The sequence below is a fragment of the Tahibacter soli genome (genome assembly GCF_025717065.2).
GTDB lineage: Bacteria > Pseudomonadota > Gammaproteobacteria > Xanthomonadales > Rhodanobacteraceae > Tahibacter > Tahibacter soli.
Genome location: NZ_JAOVZO020000003.1, coordinates 590,963 through 610,402 on the forward strand (window position 1 = coordinate 590,963; position 19,440 = coordinate 610,402).

Here is a 19,440-nt window from a genome sequence, read left to right on the forward strand (position 1 = left end):
CGCCTGCCTTACGGAGACCGCCATGAACGCCCCGACCCGCATCGACACCACGCGCGTCATCCGCGCGCCGCGCGGCACCGCGCTTTCCTGCAAGAGCTGGCTCAGCGAAGCGGCGTTCCGCATGCTGCAGAACAATCTCGATCCGGAAGTGGCCGAGAACCCGGCCGAACTCGTGGTGTACGGCGGCATCGGCCGCGCCGCGCGCAACTGGGAATGCTTCGACGCGATCCTGCGCGCGCTGCGCGATCTGAACGACGACGAGACGCTGCTGATCCAGTCCGGCAAGCCGGTCGGCGTATTCCCGACGCACGCCGACGCGCCGCGCGTGCTGCTGGCCAATTCCAATCTCGTTCCGGCCTGGTCCAATTGGGAACATTTCAATGAATTGGACAAAAAGGGCCTCATGATGTACGGCCAGATGACGGCCGGCTCGTGGATCTACATCGGCAGCCAGGGCATCGTGCAGGGTACGTACGAAACGTTCGTCGAGATGGGCCGCCAGCACTACGGCGGCAGCCTCAAGGGGCGATGGATCCTCACCGCGGGCCTGGGCGGCATGGGCGGCGCGCAGCCGCTCGCGGCAAGCCTCGCGGGCGCGTCGTCGCTGACGATCGAATGCCAGCAGAGCCGCATCGATTTCCGCCTCAAGACGCGCTACGTCGACGAGCAGGCGACCGACCTCGACGACGCGCTCGCGCGTCTGGCGCGCTACGGCGTCGAAGGCAAGGCGGTATCGGTCGCGCTGCTCGGCAACGCCGCCGAAATCCTGCCCGAGATGGTGCGCCGCGGCGTGCGTCCCGATGCGGTGACCGACCAGACGAGCGCGCACGATCCCGTCAACGGCTATCTGCCGATCGGCTGGACGGTCGACGAATGGTTCGAACGCCGCAAGAGCGATCCGAACGGCACGCGCGACGCGGCGAAGCGCTCGATGCGCGTGCACGTCGACGCGATGCTCGCGTTCCAGAAGATGGGCGTGCCGACGTTCGACTACGGCAACAACATCCGCCAGATGGCGAAGGACGAGGGCTGCGTCGACGCGTTCGACTTTCCGGGCTTCGTGCCGGCCTACGTGCGGCCGCTGTTCTGCCGCGGCGTCGGTCCGTTCCGCTGGGTCGCGCTGTCGGGCGATCCGGAAGACATCTATAAAACCGATCAAAAGGTAAAAGAGCTGATCCCCGACGATCCGCACCTGCACAACTGGCTCGACATGGCGCGCGAGCGCATCCGCTTCCAGGGCCTGCCGGCGCGCATCTGCTGGGTCGGCCTCGGCCAGCGCCACAAGCTCGGCCTCGCGTTCAACGAAATGGTGCGCAACGGAGAACTGAAGGCGCCGGTCGTGATCGGCCGCGATCACCTCGACTCCGGTTCGGTCGCGAGCCCCAACCGCGAAACCGAGGCGATGCGCGACGGCAGCGACGCGGTGTCCGACTGGCCGCTGCTCAACGCGCTGCTCAACACCGCCGGCGGCGCGACGTGGGTGAGCCTGCACCACGGCGGCGGCGTCGGCATGGGGTACAGCCAGCATTCGGGCGTCGTGATCGTCTGCGACGGCAGCGAAGCCGCCGACAGGCGCCTCGCACGCGTGCTGTGGAACGATCCCGGCACCGGCGTGATGCGCCATGCCGACGCGGGCTACGAGATCGCGCAGCAGTGCGCGCGCGAGCAGGGTCTGAAGCTGCCGATGCTGTAACGAACCGCGCTGTAGCGAACTGCGCGCTCCCCGAGTTGCCTCGGGGAGCGCGACGCGGCGTCAGTCCGGATCGTAGTCGAGCAGCGGCGCGAGCCAGCGCTCCGCCGTTTCGACGGTCCAGCTCTTGCGCTTCGCGTAGTCCTCGACCTGTTCCTTCGTCACGCGGCCGACGACGAAATACTGGCTGTCCGGGTGCGAAAAGTACCAGCCCGACACGGCCGCCGCCGGATACATCGCATAGCTGTCGGTCAGGCTGATTCCGGTGTTCGTTTCGGCATCGAGCAGGTCGAACAGCGTGCCTTTTTCGCTGTGCTCGGGGCAGGCGGGATAGCCCGGCGCCGGCCGGATGCCGCGGTATTTTTCGGCGATCAGCGCGTCGTTCGGCAGCGCCTCGTCGGTCGCGTATCCCCAGAACTCGCGCCGCACGCGTTCGTGCAGGCGTTCGGCGAACGCTTCGGCGAGGCGGTCGGCCAACGCTTTCAACAGGATCGACGAATAGTCGTCGTGGTCGGCTTCGAAGCGCTCCAGATGCGGTTCGATGCCGATGCCGGCCGTCACCGCGAAGCCGCCGACCCAGTCGGCGACGCCGGTCGCCTTCGGCGCGACGAAGTCGGCGAGGCAGAAGTCGGGACGTTCGGCCGGCTTGTCGACCTGCTGGCGCAAAAAGCGCAGCGTCGCGAGCGGCTTGCCCGGTTCGTTCGCGTACACCTCGACGTCGTCGCCGACCGCGTTCGCGCGCCACAGGCCGATCACCGCGCGTGCGCGCAGCCAGCGCTCGTCGATGATTTTCTTCAGCATCGCCTGCGCGTCGCGGAACAGCTCGCGCGCCTGCGTGCCGACCACGGCGTCGTCGAGGATCGCCGGGTAGTGGCCGGCGAGTTCCCACGTCGAGAAGAACGGCGTCCAGTCGATGTACTGCGCGAGTTCCGCGAGCGAATAGTCGTCGAACACGGTGATGCCCGGGGTGTTCGGCGTCGGCGGCACGTAGTCGTTCCAGCGTCCGTCGAAGCGTTGGCCGCGCGCGTGGGCGAGCGACACGAGCTTCTTGCCGGGGCCGCGATCCTTGTGGCGTTCGCGGATCTCGGCGTATTCGTGGCGGATCTTCGCCATGAATTCGTCGACGAGGTCTTTCGAGATCAGCGACTGCGCGACGCCGACCGCGCGCGAGGCGTCCTTCACCCATACGGTCGGCGCCTTGTGGTGCGGCTCGATCTTGAGCGCGGTATGCGCGCGCGACGTCGTCGCGCCGCCGATCAGCAGCGGCATCGCCAGGCCCTGGCGGTGCATTTCCTTGGCGACGTGGCTCATTTCCTCGAGCGACGGCGTGATCAGGCCCGACAGGCCGATCATGTCGGCGTTCTCTTCGCGCGCGGCGTCGAGAATCTTCTGCGTCGGCACCATCACGCCGAGGTCGACCACGTCGAAGTTGTTGCAGCGGAGCACCACGCCGACGATGTTCTTGCCGATGTCGTGCACGTCGCCCTTGACGGTCGCGATCACGATCTTGCCGTTGCTCTTGCCGGCGTCGCCGGTGCGCAGCTTTTCTTCCTCGATGAACGGCAGCAGGTACGCGACGGCCTTCTTCATCACGCGCGCGGACTTGACCACCTGCGGCAGAAACATCTTGCCGGCGCCGAACAGGTCGCCGACGACGTTCATGCCGTCCATCAGCGGGCCTTCGATCACGTCGAGCGGGCGCGTGGAAAGCTGGCGCACTTCTTCGGTGTCGCCTTCGATGTACTGGTCGATGCCGTGCACGAGCGCGTGCTTCAGGCGTTCGCGCACCGGCTGCTCGCGCCATGCCTGCGTCTCGACCGCGGCCTCGCCCTTTTTGGACTTGTAGCGTTCGGCGATTTCGAGCAGGCGTTCGGTCGCGTCGCTGCGGCGGTTGAGCACGACGTCTTCGACGCGCTCGCGCAGGTCAGGGTCGAGATCGTCGACGATCGGCAGGCCGCCGGCGTTGACGATGCCCATGTCCATGCCGGCCCTGATCGCGTGATACAGGAACACCGCGTGGATCGCCTGGCGCACCGGCTCGTTGCCGCGGAACGAGAACGACACGTTCGACACGCCGCCCGAGATATGGCAGTGCGGCAGCGTCGCCTTGATGATGCGCGTGGCTTCGATGAAATCGACCGCGTAGTTGTTGTGTTCCTCGATGCCGGTCGCGATGGCGAAGACGTTCGGGTCGAAGATGATGTCTTCGGGCGGAAAGCCGACCTCGTCGACGAGGATGCGGTAGGCGCGGGTGCAGATTTCCACCTTGCGCTCGCAGGTGTCGGCCTGGCCGACTTCGTCGAACGCCATGACGACCACGGCGGCGCCGTAGCGAAGCACCTTGCGCGCCTGTTCGACGAACGTTTCGACGCCTTCCTTCATCGAGATCGAGTTGACGACGCCCTTGCCCTGCAGGCACTGCAGGCCGGCTTCGATGACGCTCCACTTCGACGAGTCGACCATGACCGGCACGCGCGCGATGTCGGGCTCGGACATGATGAGGTTCAGGTACCGCACCATCGCGAACTCGGAATCGATCAGGCCTTCGTCCATGTTGACGTCGATGATCTGCGCGCCGTTGGCGACCTGCTGGCGCGCGACGTCGACGGCCTCTTCGTAGCGGCCTTCCTTGATCAGCTTCTTGAACTGCGCGCTGCCGGTGACGTTGGTGCGTTCGCCGACGTTGACGAACAAGAGCTCGGGCGTGAGCACGAGCGGTTCGAGGCCGGACAGTCGGGTGTAGCGGGGGAGGTGGTCATGTTTCCGTTGCTTTGATGTTTTTTGCTTTGCTCGTCTTCGCTCGTCATCCCAGCGAAAGCTGGGATCCAGCCTTTGACTTTCGACGCCTGAAAAGCTGGATTCCAGCTTTCGCTGGAATGACGAGCGTGGAGCGACGAGCGGAAGAATCGTCAGGCCGCCGCATTCACCGGATACGTCACCGGCACCCGCGGCTTGAGTCCCGCCACCGCCTCGGCGATCGCCCGGATATGCGCCGGCGACGTGCCGCAGCAGCCGCCGACGAGGTTGAGGAATCCCGCTTCGGCGAATTCGCGGATCGTCGCGGCCATTTCCTCCGGCGTTTCGTCGTACTCGCCGAACGCGTTCGGCAGGCCGGCGTTCGGATGCGTCGACACGTAGCAGTCGGCGATCTGCGCCATCGTTTCCACGTGCGGACGCAGGTCTTTCGCGCCGAGCGCGCAGTTGAGCCCGATCGACAGCGGCCGGCTGTGGCGCATCGAATAGAAGAACGCCTCGGCCGTCTGGCCCGACAGCGTGCGGCCCGAACGGTCGGTGATCGTGCCCGAAATCATCACCGGCAGGCGCGAGCCTCGCTCCTCGAACACTTCTTCGATCGCGTACAGCGCGGCCTTCGCGTTCAACGTGTCGAAGATCGTCTCGACCATGACGACGTCGGCGCCGCCGTCGATCAGGCCGTGCACCGCTTCGCGATACGTCTTGGCGAGCTCCGCGTACGTGACGTTGCGAAAGCCCGGGTCGTTCACGTCCGGGCTGATCGACGCCGTGCGGCTCGTCGGGCCGAGCACGCCGATGACGAAGCGCGGCTTGTCGGGCGTCTTCGCTTCAATCGCATCGCAGCACTCGCGGGCCGCGCGCGCGCCTTCCTTGTTCAGCTCGTACACGAGGTGTTCGAGGTGGTAGTCGGCCTGGCTGATCGATGTCGCGTTGAACGTGTTGGTTTCGAGGAGATCCGCGCCGGCCTCGAGGTACTGCGTGTGCACGGCCTTGATGATCTCGGGCTGCGTGAGCAGCAACAGGTCGTTGTTGCCCTTGAGATCGCAGACGTGATGGCTGTGGTCGTGCACGTGCTGGTGGCGCGCGTCGAAGCCTTGCGCGAAGCGCTCGCCGCGATAGCCGGCCTCGTCGAGCTTGTAGCCCTGCAGCATCGTGCCCATCGCGCCGTCGATGATGAGGATGCGCTGCGCGAGCGCGTCGATGAGCTTTTGCGCACGGTCCGGGTTGAGCCAGGGTAGCGTTTTCATGGCGGTTTCCTTTGCGCTCACGGTTTCTTCGCGAGCAGCGTCAGCACTTCGAAATGCGGCGGCCGGCGTTCCTTCGTCGCGCGTTCGCACGCGACGACGTCGAGGCCGGCCTTGCGCGCAAACTCGCGCAGTTCGTCCGGTTTGAAGCCGAGATTGCGATGGTCGAACGGCTCGACCGCGTTGCGGTGCGCGTGGCGGCCGAGCGTCGCGGCGAGCACGCGCCCGCCGGGCTTGAGCAGACGCGCCGCTTCGGCGACAACCGCGCCGGGCCGGTCGGTATAGGTGAGGGCGTGCATCAGCAAAACCAGGTCGAAGCGGCGCGCGCCGAGGTCGAGCGCGTGCATGTCGCCGGCGACCACTTCGACGTTTTTCCAGTTGTTCAGGCGCGCGCGTGCCGCCTGCACGACGCGTTCGGACGCGTCGACGCAGACGATCGAACGCGCGCGCGGCGCGAGCAGTTCGGCGAGCACGCCGTCGCCCGAGGCCACGTCGAGCACGTCGCCGACGTCTACCAGCTGCATCATCGCGCGGGCGAGCGCTTCCCACGTGCGGCCCGGCGAATAGTGGCGTTCCATGTCGCCGGCGACCGAATCGGCCCAGCCCTCGGCCCGCGCGCGCTGCGCGAGCACGGCGGGCAGGCGTTCGTCGTCCTCGCGCAGCATCGCGTCGTCGACGCTCGCCTCGAGCGCGCGCAGCAGCGCTTCCTCGCGCGGCGGCAGCTCGGCGTTGCGGCGGTAGTAGGCCGACACGCCGGCGCGGCGGTCGCGCACGAGATCGGCCTCCTTGAGTTTGGCCAGATGCGTGGACACGCGCGGCTGCGCCAGGCGCAACACCGCCGACAGCTCGGCCACGGTCAGCTCCTCGCGTTCGAGCAGCGCCAGGAGGCGCACGCGCGTCGGATCGGACAACAGGCGCAGGAGGGCCGACGTCGCGGCGAGATCCACAATCTATCCTTTCATCTTGATTGAGAGATGGACGGCTAGCGTAGCGGCGGCGCGGTTCAGCGTCAACGCGCGTGTCGGTATATTCGGCCGCTCGCGGCAGGCACGGACGACGACGCAATGCGGCTTTACGGATCGATCGCGGGCTTTCTTTTCGCGCTGGCGGCGCCGGGCGCGGTGCGCGCCGTGGACGACGCCGCGCTGGCCGCTTTTACGGCCGCGCCGGGCAACGACTATCGCGCGATCGAAACGCCGGGTCGACGCAACGGCGAGCGCCTGCCGCTGATCGTGTTCCTGCACGGCGACGGTCAGGACGGCACCGACAACGTCTCGCAGCTCGAAGGCTACGGCAACGGGTCGATGGAGCTGATCGACACGGCGCTCGCCGGCCGCATTCCGCTCGTCTACGTCGCACCGCAGACGACCGGCGCGTACTGGCCGCCGACGCGCGTCGCCGCGGTCGTCGCCGATGCGTTGAAACGTTTTCCGATCGACCGGCGCCGCATCGTGCTGACGGGCCTTTCCAGCGGCGCGACCGGCGTGTGGGACGCGTTGAAGCTCAAGCCCGACTGCTACGCGGCCGGCGTGCCGATGTCCGGCGCGACGAACGTCACGGGCCTCGCGCCGCTCGTCGGCGTGCCGCTGTGGCTGTTCCACGGCGAAAAGGACGACGATACCGACGTGGAAACCGGCGACGGCGGCGATCTCGTCGGTTCGCGCGCGATCGTGCGCGCGCTGCGCGCGATGGGCGCCGCGCCGCGCTATACCGAATACCCGAACGAACGGCACGTGATCTGGCATCGCGCGTACGCCGAAGACGCGCTGCTGCCGTGGATGCTCGATGCGCGTTCGCGGCGCGCCTGCGCCTTTCCGTAGGCGCAATTTGTGCGTCGCAAGCACGAAAGCGGCGGAATCGATAAAATCGCGGGCTTTCGAAAACGACGCAGCCAACCAGGAGCTACGCCCATGGACTTCCGATTTACCGAAGATCAGCTGTCGATCCAGGCCATCGCGCGCGATTTCGCGCAGAAGCGCATCGCGCCGGTCGCGGCCGAATTCGACCACAAGGGCGAATTTCCGCTCGACAACATCCGCGAAATGGGCGCGATGGGCCTCATGGGCATCGAAGTGCCGACCGAATACGGCGGCGCCGGCCTCGATTCGATCTCCTACGTGCTCGCGATGATCGAAATCGCCGCGGCCGACTGCGCGCATTCGACGATCATGTCGGTCAACAACACGCTGTACTGCAACGGCCTGTTGAAATTCGCGACGCACGAACAAAAGCTGCGCTACGTCGCGCCGATCGCGTCGGGCGAGGCGATCGGCGCGTTCGCGCTGACCGAGCCGCAGTCGGGCTCCGACGCCACCGCGATGCGCTGCAAGGCCGCCAAGCAGGCCGACGGCAGCTTCGTCATCAACGGCAAGAAGAGCTGGATCACGTCCGGCCCGGTCGCCAAGTACATTCTGCTGTTCGCGATCAGCGACGCGACCAAGGGCGCGCGCGGCATCACTGCGTTCATCGTCGACACCGGGCGCGAAGGCTTTCATCGCGGCAAGACCGAGCCGAAGCTCGGCATCCGCGCCTCCGCGACGTGCGAAATCGAATTCACCGACTATCGCGTCGGCCCCGAAGACGTGATCGGCGAAGAAGGCCATGGCTTCAAGATCGCGATGGGCGTGCTCGACGCCGGCCGCATCGGCATCGCGTCGCAGGCCGTGGGTCTCGCGCGCGCCGCGTACGAGGCGACGATCGCGTATTCGCAGGAGCGCAAGGCGTTCGGCCAGCCGATCGGCAGCTTCCAGATGACGCAGGCGAAGATCGCCGACATGAAGTGCAGGCTCGACGCGTCGTATTTCCTGACCTTGCGCGCCGCGTGGGCGAAGCAGCAGGCGCAGGAATCGGGCGGCCGTTTCTCGACCGAGGCGGCGGTGGCCAAGCTCACGGCGTCCGAGTCGGCGATGTGGATTACGCACCAGGCGGTACAAATCCACGGCGGCATGGGCTACTCGAAGGAAATGCCGCTCGAGCGCTATTTCCGCGACGCGAAGATCACCGAGATCTACGAAGGCACGAGCGAGATCCAGCGCATGGTGATCGCGCGCAACGAGACCGGGCTGCGCTGACGTTTTCGCTTCCCGCATGAAAAAACGGAGCCGTCGCCGGCTCCGTTTTTTTGCCTTCGCCGCGGTTACGGCGTTTCGAACGTATCGCCGAAGATGCGATCGACGCAGTTGACGACGACGCCGGTGACCGGCCCGCTGCCGACCGTGCCGCTGGCGCCGGCGATCGTGCAGACGTCGCTCGGGTTCGTCGGCTGCGCGGCGATCGTCACGGTGTACGGCGCGCCGCTCGCGACGGCGTTCGGGAACGTGAAGCCGCCGTTGGCGTTCAGCACGAAGTTCGCGCCGCCGTTGAGCGACAGCGCAAGACCCGTGCCGGTCATGCCGGCGACCGTGCCGCCGACCGCGAACGTGTTCGTCGTGCACGACACGCCGACGTTCACGACGTTGGCGCTGCCGACGGTGCCGGTCGCATTGGTCAGCGTGCAGGTCTGGCTCGGCGCGGTCGGCTGCGACGCGACGGTCACCGTGTACGCGGTGCCGCTCGCGAGGTTCGTCGGGAACGTGAACGTCGCGGCGCCGGCCGCGACCGGCAACGCGGCGCCGCCGTTGAGCGACAGCGCGAGGCCGGAACCTGCGATGCCGGTCGCGGTGCCGCCGACGCTGTAGGTGGCCGCCGCCGAGGTCTTGGGCTCGAGGCACCACTGCGTGACCGTGCCGGTGTCGCCGCTCGCGACGTCGACCGCCTTGAGCGTCCAGGTGCCGCCGAACGCGCCGCCGCCGAACGTCGCGTCGAGCGGATTGTTCGGCTTGGCCGTGCCGCCGAGCGCCGGCGACGTCGCGCTGCACAGGCTTTCGACCGTCGTCGTCGCCGCGTCGTCGAGCGTCACGTCGATGTTCGGCTTGTCGCAGCCGTTCGCCGATGCGGGCGCGCCGGGGCGGTCGATCACGATCGAACTCGCCGCGCCGCGCGCGAGCGTGAAGCGCAGGTCGCCGACGTAGGTGTGCGTCGCCTTGAGCTTGAGCCTGACGCCGGTGATCGCCGTGGCGTCGGTGAAGGTGAGCGTGCTCGTCGCGCCGTTCGTGTTGTTGTCGGGAATCGCAAGATTCGGCGAACTGCACACGAGGTTCGACGTCGTGAACGAACGCGCGACGGCATTCGCGCCGGCGCCGCAGGTGCCGGTCGCGCGCACGCGCCACCAGTACGTCGTCGACGGCGATACGCCCGTCACGTTCCAGCTCGTGCCGGTGAGCGTCTGCGTCGCGACGATCGTCGCGAAGCCGGCGTCGCTCGCGACTTCTACGGTGTACGACGTCGCGCCGGGCACCGCGGCCCAGGTCAGCGCCGAACCCGGATCGACGCCCGTCGCGCCGTCCGCCGGCGCGGTGAGCGCGGGCGCGGCCGGCGCGCCGACCGCGACGTCTAGCTGCGCGGTCGCGCTGTGGCCCGGGCTGCCGGTCGCCGTGCCGCTGAACGTCAGCGTGCCGCTGGTCGTGCCGGCCGCGCCGGTCGTGTCGACGGTCGCGACGGCGCTGCCGCCCGGCGTCACGGGATTCGGCGCGAACGTCACCGTCGTGCCGGGCGGATTGCCGCTCGCCGACAGCGTTACCGGCGCGCTGAAACCGAGGTCGCTCGCGACGTTGAGATTGAACGTCGCGCTCGTCGGCGCGCACACGTTCTGCGGCGAGTTCGTCACCGCGAGGCGGAAGTCCGGCGTATCGCCCGAGCAGACCGGGCGCGTGCCGCACGCGATGCCGTGCGCGTCGAACGCGTCGAAGATGCGGCACGCGTTCGGCGTGCCGTTCGCGAGATTGCCGTCGTCGTCGTCGGCCGCGAGAAACACGGTGTACCAGTTCGTCGCGCCGCAGCCGTTGACGACCGCCGAGGTGTTGCACTGGCCGCCCGAGGCGACCTGGTACGCGCTCTTGGACGGCGTCAGGCTCGCGTACCAGATGCGGTCCATCTTGCCCCAGCCGTCGTTGCCGAACTTCGCGATCAGCGACTGCGCCAGATCCCAGTTCGCGCCGCTCGCGATATAGCTTTCGCAATGGCCCTCGTAGCCCATCGGGCCGCGGTACGGCACGCCGGCGGTCGGGTGCACGTACGGGCACGCGACGCCGCCCTGGCCGATGTAGCGGTCGCAGTTCGGGCCGGCGTCGTTCGTGATGTTGGCCGGGCTCGCGCGCTTGGCCGCGGGCGCCGACACGCCGAAGTCGCCGACGTCGCGCACGCCGGTGCAGGCGACGCAGTTGGCGCAGTCGACGCCGGGCTTGAAGTTCTGGCCGATGCACGAGTCGCGCGTTTCGAGGAACGCGAACGTGTCGCCGACCGCTTCGCCGCTGCCGTTCTCGCTCGCCGCGCCGCCGGTGTTCGTGTCGAGGCCGTGGCCCCACTCGTGCAGGAACACCGCGGCGATTTCGCCGGTGTTCGAGCAGCCGCCGCCGGAGCGGTAGAAGTTCAGCGACGTGCCGTTCCACGACGCGTTGCACGTCGCGACGATGTTCATGTTCGCCGTGACCTTGCTCTGCAGCCAGGTGTTCGACGGAAAGAACGTGCGTCCTTTCTGGTTGATCTTCGTCAGGTGGTAGAAGCCCGAGCGCGACGCGTGCGTGTTGCCCGCGCCGCCCACGCCCGGCGTGATGCAGTCGGTGCCCGCGCTCTGGCCGAATGCGAGATTGCCGTCGGTCGTGTTGGACAGCGAAATCGAACCGCAGTTGTCGGACATGCGGAAGTACTTGCCGTCGAGCGCCGACGTCGCGGTGCCGCCGGAGTAGTCGTAGATGCCGAGCGCGTCGGTCACCTTCGCGGTGGTGTTGGTGACCGCGGCGAACGGAAAGTCGACGACGATCTCGGTGTCGCTGTTCGTCGTCGGATAGATGCCGCCGGACACCTTCGCGTCGACGTTGACCGCGAGGTCGCGCACTTCGATCACGCGGTTCGTGTTCGCGTCGACGAGCACCTGCCACGTCGCCTCGTCGTCGCCGGCGATGCGGAACACGTAGCGCCACGCGAGCACGTGCGCGTAGCCGCCGCCCGGTGCGCCGCGATACGTTTCGCCGGCCGTGTCGCCGTCGCGCAACGCGGGATAGATGCGCAGTTCGCCGCGTTCGAGAAACTCGCCGACAGCCGCATCGGCCGGAAACGCCAGTTCGTCCCAGGCGCGTTGAAAGGCGGCTTCCCGCGTCAACGCCGGCGTCGTGTCGATCGCGACGTCGGCGACGCGTTCGGCGCCGAACTGCACGACGTTGCCCTGCGCGATGCGCACGTAGACGAACGCGCCGTCGACGCGCACGCCGTTCTTGTGCTGGCCGAACTCGACGAACCACACCGGCGAGTCGCCGCCGACGACGACGCTGCGGTCGGCGTCGAGCTTCAATTCCAGATTGCCGGCGGCGAGGAGGTCTGCCGCCGAATCGACGAACTCGCGCGCCTTCGCGGCCACCGCGCCGAGATTCAGATCGGTCTCGCGCGCGACGCCGAACGCCTGCGGCGAGAGCGCGTTGCCGCGGCCCGGAATCAGCGGCACGCCGCTGCCCTGCACGACGTTCGGGCGGTCGCCGCGATCGTCCCAGCGCACTTCCCACGTGCCGCCGTAGCGCGCCTGGAACGGCGCGAGGCGCGACGCCAGGCGCGGATCGGACGCCGCGTCGCGCAGCGACGGCAGCGCGTCGAGCGACGGCGCGACGAACGGGCGCGCCGGAACCTTCGCCACGGATTCGGTACGCGGGCCGCTGTCGGCGGCCGGCTGGATCGCGAGCGCGGGCGCGCCGGCGAGCAACGTCATGAGGCCGGCCAGGACGCCGGTTCTAACGCGGTGATGCATCGGGTGACTCTCCTCGACGGACAAGGCGTGGCGACGGCGACCTCGCGAACGCCGCCACGGCGATCGCGCGTGTTGTCCCTGTCGATTCGAGCCTTCGTCGAGGCGAGTGCGCACGCACGCAGACCTGCCGCGATGCGGCATTGCGTGGCTGTGTCGATGCTCGTTCCGGCGCGCAGCGCCGGCATCCCCGCGGATGTGCCTCCATGCGGCCCCACACATCCGTCGTCGATTATGCACGCGCCCGCCGGCTTTGCCGTGGTCCGGCGGCAGGAGCGCAACTCATGCCGCCGGCCGAGTTCGCGGGCCGGCGCCGGGCCTGTAGCATGGCGCGACGCCCATGACGGAGAGCGACGATGCAGCACGATCGCGGCCTGTTGCGCGAGCACGGCCACGGACACGGCAAGGTCACGACGGTCGAGCTGTTCTTCGATCTCGTCTTCGTGTTCGCGGTGACGCAGCTGTCGCATCACCTGATGCTGCACTTCACGCCGGTCGGCGCGATCGAGACGCTGCTGCTGACGCTCGGCGTGTGGTGGGTGTGGATCTACACGTCATGGGTGACGAACTGGCTCGACCCCGAGAAGGTGCCGACGCGCGTGCTGCTGCTCGTCATGATGTTCGCCGGCCTCGTGCTGTCGGCGTCGCTGCCGCAGGCGTTCGGCGAGCGCGCGTGGGGTTTCGCCGGCGCGTACGTCTGCATGCAGGTCGGGCGCACCGCGTACGTTCTGTGGGCTGTCGCCGGTCATACGAACATGGTGCGGAATTTTCAACGCATCCTCGCCTGGCTCGTCCTGTCGGCGGCGTTCTGGTTCGCCGGCGCGACGTTCGGCGAATGGCGCCTGCCGCTGTGGATCGCGGCGCTGGCGATCGAGGTCGCGTCGCCGTCGCTCGGCTTCTACGTCCCCGGCCTCGGCCGTTCGCTCACGCGCGATTGGAACGTCGAGGGCGGGCATCTGTCCGAGCGCTGCGCGCTGTTCGTGATCATCGCGCTCGGCGAATCGATCCTGGTGACCGGCGCGACGTTCGCGCAAGGCGAGTGGAACGCGACGGCGCTCGCGGCGTTCGCCGTGTCGTTCGCCGGCAGCGTCGCGATGTGGTGGATCTACTTCGACGCGGCGGCCGATGCCGGCACCGCGCGCATCGTCGAATCGGACGACCCGGGCCGTATCGCGCGGATCGCCTACACGTACATGCACGTCGCGATCGTCGCGGGCATCATCGTCAGCGCCGTCGGCGACGAATTCGTGCTCGCGCATCCGGCCGGTCACGGCGATGCGAAGACGGCGCTCGCGGTGCTCGGCGGCGCGGCGCTGTACCTCGCCGGCAACGCGGCGTTTCGCTGGACGATCACGCGCCGGCTCGCGGCGTCGCACGTCGGCGGCGTCGCGGCGCTCGCGCTCGTCGCGCCGGTGTCGACGCGGCTTTCGCCGCTCGCGCTGTCGGGCGCGTGCGCGCTCGTGCTCGTCGCGGTCGCCGTGCGCGACGCGTACGCGAATCGCGCCGCGGCAAGCGGAGCCCGTAACACGTAGCTTGGGATTCGCCGGCCGTTCGCCGGGCGCCAACGTCGGCGCGGCGCGTAGGTGCGTTTCGGCGGCCGCCACAAAGGAAAGGGCGGCAATCGCCGCCCTTTCGTATCGCTGTCGCATTGTCGCGAGTGCTATGCCTTCTTGTCGGCCGCCTCGTCGGTGCGATCGCCGAGCAGACGCCGGATGGCGACGTAGAAGATCGGCACGAACAAGAGGCCCAGGAACGTCGCGAAGATCATGCCGCCGATCACGCCCGTGCCGATCGCATGGCGCGCATTGGCGCCGGCGCCGGACGAGATCGCCAGCGGCAGCACGCCGAGGATGAACGCGAACGACGTCATCAGGATCGGCCGCATGCGCAGACGGCCCGCTTCGAGCACGGCCTCGCGCAGCGACTTGCCGTGCTGCTGCGCCTCGACCGCGAATTCGACGATCAGAATCGCGTTCTTCGCGGCGAGACCGATGATCGTGATCAGGCCGATCTTGAAGTAGATGTCGTCGGGCAGTCCGCGCAGCAGCGAGAACACGACCGCGCCGAGCACGCCGAGCGGCACGATCAGCATCACCGACACCGGAATCGACCAGCTTTCGTACAGCGCCGCCAGGCACAGGAACACGACGATGATCGACAGCGCGAACAAGAGCGGCGCCTGGCTGCCGGAGATGAGTTCCTGCAGCGACTGGCCGGCCCAGTCGTAGCCGAAGCCTTGCGGCAGGTCGTTCGTGATGATGTCCTGCATCGCCTTCATCGCGTCGCCCGAACTCTTGCCGGGCACCGGCGAGCCGTTCATCTGGATCGCCGAATAGCCGTTGAAGCGGTTGAGCGCGGGCGGCCCCATGATCCATTGCGAATGCACGACGCTCGAGAGCGGAATCATGTTCGGCGTCGCCGAGCCCGAACCCGCGCCCGATGCGGCGGTCGGCTGCGAACTCGGCAGGAAGAACCGGCTGAACGCATCCGGGTTCATGCGGAACGGCGCGTCGGCCTGCAGCACCACGCGCAGCACGCGGCCCTGGTAGAAGAAGTCGTTCGCGTACACCGGCGCGAGCATCAGCTGGATCGCGCTGAACACGTCGGTGACGGAAAGCCCCATCGATTCGGCCTGCACGCGATCGACGTCGATCTTGAGCTGCGGCGCCTCCGGCAGCACGTTCGGACGCACGCCCTGCAGGATGTCCTTCTCCTGCGCCGCCTTGCCGAGGAGCTGATTCTGCGCCGCGACGAGCGCGTCGTGTCCGGCGCCGCTGCGATCCTGCAGGTACATCTCGAAGCCGCCGAACTGCGACAGGCCCTGGATGGTCGGCAGGTTGACGACGAACGCGGTGGCGTCCTTGAGGCCCATGAACAGCGCGCCGTTCGCCTGCTGGATGAACTGCGCGGCGGTGGTCTTGCGGTCCTCCCACGGCTTCAGGCGCACGAACGCCATGCCGACGTTGTCGGCCTGGCCGACGAACGAGAAGCCGGTCACCTGCAGCACCGCTTCGACCGCCTCGTTCTTCGAGAGGATCTCGTTGACCGTCTCCATCACCTTGTTGGTGCGATCGAACGACGCGCCGGGCGGCAGCTGGATCAGCGCGAGCGTATAGCCCTGGTCTTCCTCGGGCACGAAGCTCGACGGCATGCGCGTGTACAGGAAGCCGCACAGCACGACGACGACGGCGAACAGCGCCATCCAGCGGCGCGGACGCCTGACCGCGTGTTCGGTCTGTCGCGTATACGTGTTGAGCGTGCGGTCGAAGACGCGGTTGAACCAGCGGAAGAACGCGTTCGGTTCCGGGTGCGTGGGCTTCAACATCGTCGCGCACAGCGCCGGCGTGAACGACAGCGCGAGGAACGCCGAGAAGCCCATCGAGATCGCGATCGTCAGCGCGAACTGGCGGTAGATCGCGCCGGCCGAGCCGCCCTGCATCGCGCTCGGAATGAATACCGCGGCGAGCACCACGGTGATCGCGACCACCGCGCCGGTGATCTGCGTCATCGCCTTCTTCGTCGCTTCCTTCGGCGTCAGATGTTCCTCGCTCATGATGCGTTCGACGTTTTCGATAACGACGATCGCGTCGTCCACGACGATGCCGATCGCGAGCACCATGCCGAACAGCGACAGCTGGTTGATCGTGAAGCCGATGAAGTACATGCCGAGGAACGTGCCCATCAGCGCGACCGGAATCACGAGCGTCGGGATGATCGTCGCGCGCAGGTTCTGCAGGAACACCAGCATGACGACGAACACGAGCACGACCGCGATGGCGAGCGTTTCGGCGACTTCGAAAATCGACCGCTTGACGAACGTCGTGCTGTCGTACGGTACGAACCACGTCACGCCGGGCGGAAAGCTCGGCTGCATCTGCGCCATCTTCGCCTTGACGTCGTTGGCGACCTGCAGCGCGTTCGCGCCGGGCAGGAGCTGCACCGCGAAGCCCGCGATCGCCTTCTTGCCGTAGTGCGTTTCGCGGCCGTAGCTGTACGGGCCGAGCGTCACGCGGCCGACGTCCTTGATGCGCACCGCGGTGCCGTCGGGCAGCGTGCGCAGGCGGATCGCCTCGAACTGCTCGGGCGTGGAGAATCGCCCTTCGGCCATGACCGTGGCCGACACGCCCTGCTTGTCGACCGACGGCGTCGTGCCGATCGAGCCCGCGGCGAACTGCACGTTCTGGCCGCGCACGGCGGTGAGCACCGAGGTCGGCGACAGGCCGTAGCCCTGCAGCTTGTCGGGATCGAGCCAGATGCGCATCGCGTACTCGGAACCGAACTGGGTGGCGCTGCCGACGCCCGGCACGCGCTGGATCTGGTCGAGGATGCGCGAGGAGACGATGTTGTTGAGCGCGTAGGAATCCTGCGAGCCGTCTTCGGACTGCAGCGCCGCGACCATCAGGAAGCCGGCGTTCGCCTTGGCGACGACGACGCCCTGCTGCGTCACTTCCGACGGCAGGCGCGGCAGCGCGAGCGACACGCGGTTCTGCGTCTGCACCTGCGCGATGTCGGCGTTCGTGCCGCTGTTGAACGTCAGCGTGATCGACGACGAGCCGTTGGAGTTCGACGACGACGAGAAGTAGAGCAGGTTGTCGATGCCGTTCAACTGCTGCTCGATGACCTGCGTGACGGTTTTTTCGACGGTCTCGGCGCTCGCGCCGGCGTAGGTGGCGTTGACGATGACCTGCGGCGGCGCGATCTGCGGATACGACTCGATGCCGAGCCGCGAGATCGTGAGCGCGCCGCCCAGGGTGATCAGAATCGCGATCACCCACGCGAAGATCGGACGTTCGATGAAAAATTGGGGCACGACGCTCTCCTTACGCCTTCGGCGCCGCTGCCGGCGGGGCGGCTTGTGCCTTGTCGAGTTCTTCCTGCGGCGTGGCCTTGACCGGCTTGTCCGGCGCCGCCTTCGGCAGGCCGGTGACGATCACGCGATCGCCGTCGGCGAGGCCGTCGGTGACGATCCAGTCGGCGCCGCGCATCTCGCCGAGCGTGACGTGTTTCTGCTGCGCCTTCTCGCCGTCGCCGACGGCCATCACGTAGGCGCCCTTCGCGTCGCGCAGCACCGACTTCTGCGGCACGACGAACGCCTTGGCGAGTTCGCCCTGCACGAGCTTGACCTTGACGAACATGCCCGGCAGCAGCGTGCGCTCGCCGTTCGGGAACGTCGCGCGCAGCGACACGGTGCCGGTCGTCGCGTCGACCGCGAGATCGGAGAAGCTCAGCGTGCCGCTCTCACCGTACGGCGTGCCGTCGGGCAGCGCGAGCTGCACTTCCACCTGGTCGGACGCGGCGAGCTTGAGTTTGCCGGCGGCCTGCGCGCGGCGCAGGTCGGCCGTTTCGGCGGCCGACTGGCTGAAGTCGGCGTAGATCGGATCGATCTGTTCGACCAGCGTCAGCGGCGTGACTTCGCCCTGGCCGACCAGCGCGCCCTCGGTCACCAGCGCGCGGCCCGCGCGGCCGGCGATCGGCGCGACGACCGACGCGTAGCCGAGGTTCAGCCGCGAGGTTTCGACGTTCGCCTGCGCGGCCTTGACGCTCGCGTCGGCCGTGCGCTGCGCGGCGATCGCGTCGTCGAGATCCTGCTTGGCGAGCACGCCCCGGGCCGCGAGATCCTGGTAGCGCTTGGCCTTCGCATCGGCGTTCGCGGCGTTCGCGCGCGCTTGAACGAGCGAGGCCTGGCTTGCGTTGAGCGCTGCCTTCAGCTGCGCCGGATCTATCTGGAACAGCGGCTGGCCGGCGGCGACGTCGCTGCCTTCGGTGTAGAGGCGACGCTCGACGATGCCCGGCACGCGTGCGCGAACCTCGGCGGTGCGCGTCGCGGCGAGGCGGCCGACGAATTCGCGTGTCAGCGGCACGCTCGAGGCCTTCACGCTGATCACGCCGACTTCGGGCGGCGGCGGGGCGGCCGGGGCGGCCTGCTGCTTGTTGCAGGCGGCGACGGCGAGCGTCGCGGCGGCGGCGAGGGCAAGACGCGGTAGTTTCATGGTGACGTCCTTGGAACGGTTGAATTTTTATCGTTGTGTCCGGCGGCCGGACCGGGTGTTGCCGAGTGTGCGCCGGCCGGCCCGCGATCGCCGCCGGCCGTTGACGAATCGTTGCCGTGAGCCCGCAAAAAGGCCGTGACGACACGATCGACCCACGCCTGCCGCGCCCGAGCCGTATCGCGCCCCGGCAGGCCGACGCGGCGGCGGTCGACGTCGAACCCGACCAGCATGCCGAGCAGCATTTCGGCGAGCGCCGACGGATCGTCGCGGACGAGTTCGCCGCGCTCCATGGCACGGGCGAAGCTCGCGGCGAGCCGCGTTCGCATCGACTCGAAACCGGCTTCGAACAAGGCGCGCGCATCGTCGGGATAACGCGCGAGGTCGGCCGAGAACATACGCACGGCGGCGATCGTCCGCGGCTGCGCGAGGTGTTCCTGGTGGGCGAGCGCGAAGGCGCGCAGCGCCGACGCGAAATCGGTGCCGCCGTCCTCGAGCGACGCGCCGATCGGCGCGGCGACGTCGTTGACGACGCTGCGGAACAGCCCTTCCTTGCTGCCGAAATGGCGATACACCGTCTGCTTGGAACAGCCGGCGCGCTGCGCCACGGCGTCCATGCTCACGGCATAGCCCATTTCGAACAGCAGCTCGATCGCGGCGTCGCGCATGCGCTGCTGGCGCCGGTCGGCGGGGGAGCGGTTGGTCGTTTCCTGCATGGGTGAGACTGGACCGTCCAGTACAGTAATGGCGCGCATTCTAAATGACGCACCGCGACAATGAACAACCCGTGTCGACGAAAGTCGTGAAGGTTTGTTTAGGTTCGCTTCAGTCCGAAGCGGCCTCATGGTGTTGTGCCGCGCGGCCCGCTCGCGCGACGATTCGCGCCGCCGCCGCTGCCGTTCCGATCGCATGCTCAGACCGTTGGCCATTGTCGTG

At 68.0% G+C, this 19,440-nt stretch carries 11 protein-coding genes; 4 read left to right on the forward strand and 7 right to left on the reverse strand.

Features of this window, described 5'->3' with window-relative positions; all coding sequences use genetic code 11:
• Positions 1–22 precede the first annotated feature (22 nt).
• Complete coding sequence (gene hutU / locus OD750_RS05115) at positions 23–1,693, forward strand: urocanate hydratase (protein ID WP_263543191.1); 1,671 nt, start codon at positions 23–25, stop codon at positions 1,691–1,693.
• A 60-nt stretch (positions 1,694–1,753) separates the two neighbouring features.
• On the opposite strand, the gene metH is transcribed toward hutU, so the two are convergent.
• The 3 genes from metH to OD750_RS05130 form a co-directional block, all read right to left on the reverse strand.
• Positions 1,754–4,423, reverse strand: coding sequence for a methionine synthase (metH, locus tag OD750_RS05120; protein ID WP_425508217.1), 2,670 nt, complete (start codon positions 4,421–4,423; stop codon positions 1,754–1,756).
• Positions 4,424–4,599: 176 nt separating this feature from the next.
• On the reverse strand, positions 4,600–5,691 hold the full coding sequence (locus OD750_RS05125) for a homocysteine S-methyltransferase family protein (RefSeq protein ID WP_263543192.1): 1,092 nt from the start codon (positions 5,689–5,691) through the stop codon (positions 4,600–4,602).
• 17 nt (positions 5,692–5,708) lie between these two features.
• Positions 5,709–6,635 (reverse strand): ArsR/SmtB family transcription factor, encoded by a 927-nt coding sequence (locus tag OD750_RS05130; RefSeq protein ID WP_263543193.1) that lies wholly within the window; start codon positions 6,633–6,635, stop codon positions 5,709–5,711.
• A gap of 117 nt (positions 6,636–6,752) precedes the next feature.
• On the opposite strand from OD750_RS05130, the gene OD750_RS05135 reads away from it, so the two are divergent.
• Entirely contained in the window at positions 6,753–7,508 is a 756-nt protein-coding gene (locus tag OD750_RS05135) for a carboxylesterase family protein (protein ID WP_263543194.1), read from the forward strand.
• A gap of 90 nt (positions 7,509–7,598) precedes the next feature.
• Entirely contained in the window at positions 7,599–8,759 is a 1,161-nt protein-coding gene (locus OD750_RS05140) for an acyl-CoA dehydrogenase family protein (protein WP_263543195.1), read from the forward strand.
• A gap of 65 nt (positions 8,760–8,824) precedes the next feature.
• On the opposite strand, the gene OD750_RS05145 is transcribed toward OD750_RS05140, so the two are convergent.
• Entirely contained in the window at positions 8,825–12,520 is a 3,696-nt protein-coding gene (locus OD750_RS05145) for a hypothetical protein (RefSeq protein WP_263543196.1), read from the reverse strand.
• A gap of 353 nt (positions 12,521–12,873) precedes the next feature.
• On the opposite strand from OD750_RS05145, the gene OD750_RS05150 reads away from it, so the two are divergent.
• Entirely contained in the window at positions 12,874–14,049 is a 1,176-nt protein-coding gene (locus tag OD750_RS05150; protein ID WP_263543197.1) for a low temperature requirement protein A, read from the forward strand.
• 128 nt (positions 14,050–14,177) lie between these two features.
• Here OD750_RS05150 and OD750_RS05155 read toward each other — a convergent pair whose 3' ends face one another.
• From OD750_RS05155 to OD750_RS05165, 3 genes are read right to left on the reverse strand one after another with little or no spacing between them, the layout of a single operon-like run.
• Positions 14,178–17,327, reverse strand: coding sequence for a multidrug efflux RND transporter permease subunit (locus OD750_RS05155; protein WP_263543198.1), 3,150 nt, complete (start codon positions 17,325–17,327; stop codon positions 14,178–14,180).
• 10 nt (positions 17,328–17,337) lie between these two features.
• Positions 17,338–18,507, reverse strand: coding sequence for an efflux RND transporter periplasmic adaptor subunit (locus OD750_RS05160; protein ID WP_263543199.1), 1,170 nt, complete (start codon positions 18,505–18,507; stop codon positions 17,338–17,340).
• Positions 18,504–19,433, reverse strand: coding sequence for a TetR/AcrR family transcriptional regulator (locus OD750_RS05165; RefSeq protein ID WP_263543200.1), 930 nt, complete (start codon positions 19,431–19,433; stop codon positions 18,504–18,506). Before OD750_RS05165 ends, OD750_RS05160 begins: the two co-directional genes overlap by 4 nt.
• Positions 19,434–19,440 lie beyond the last annotated feature (7 nt).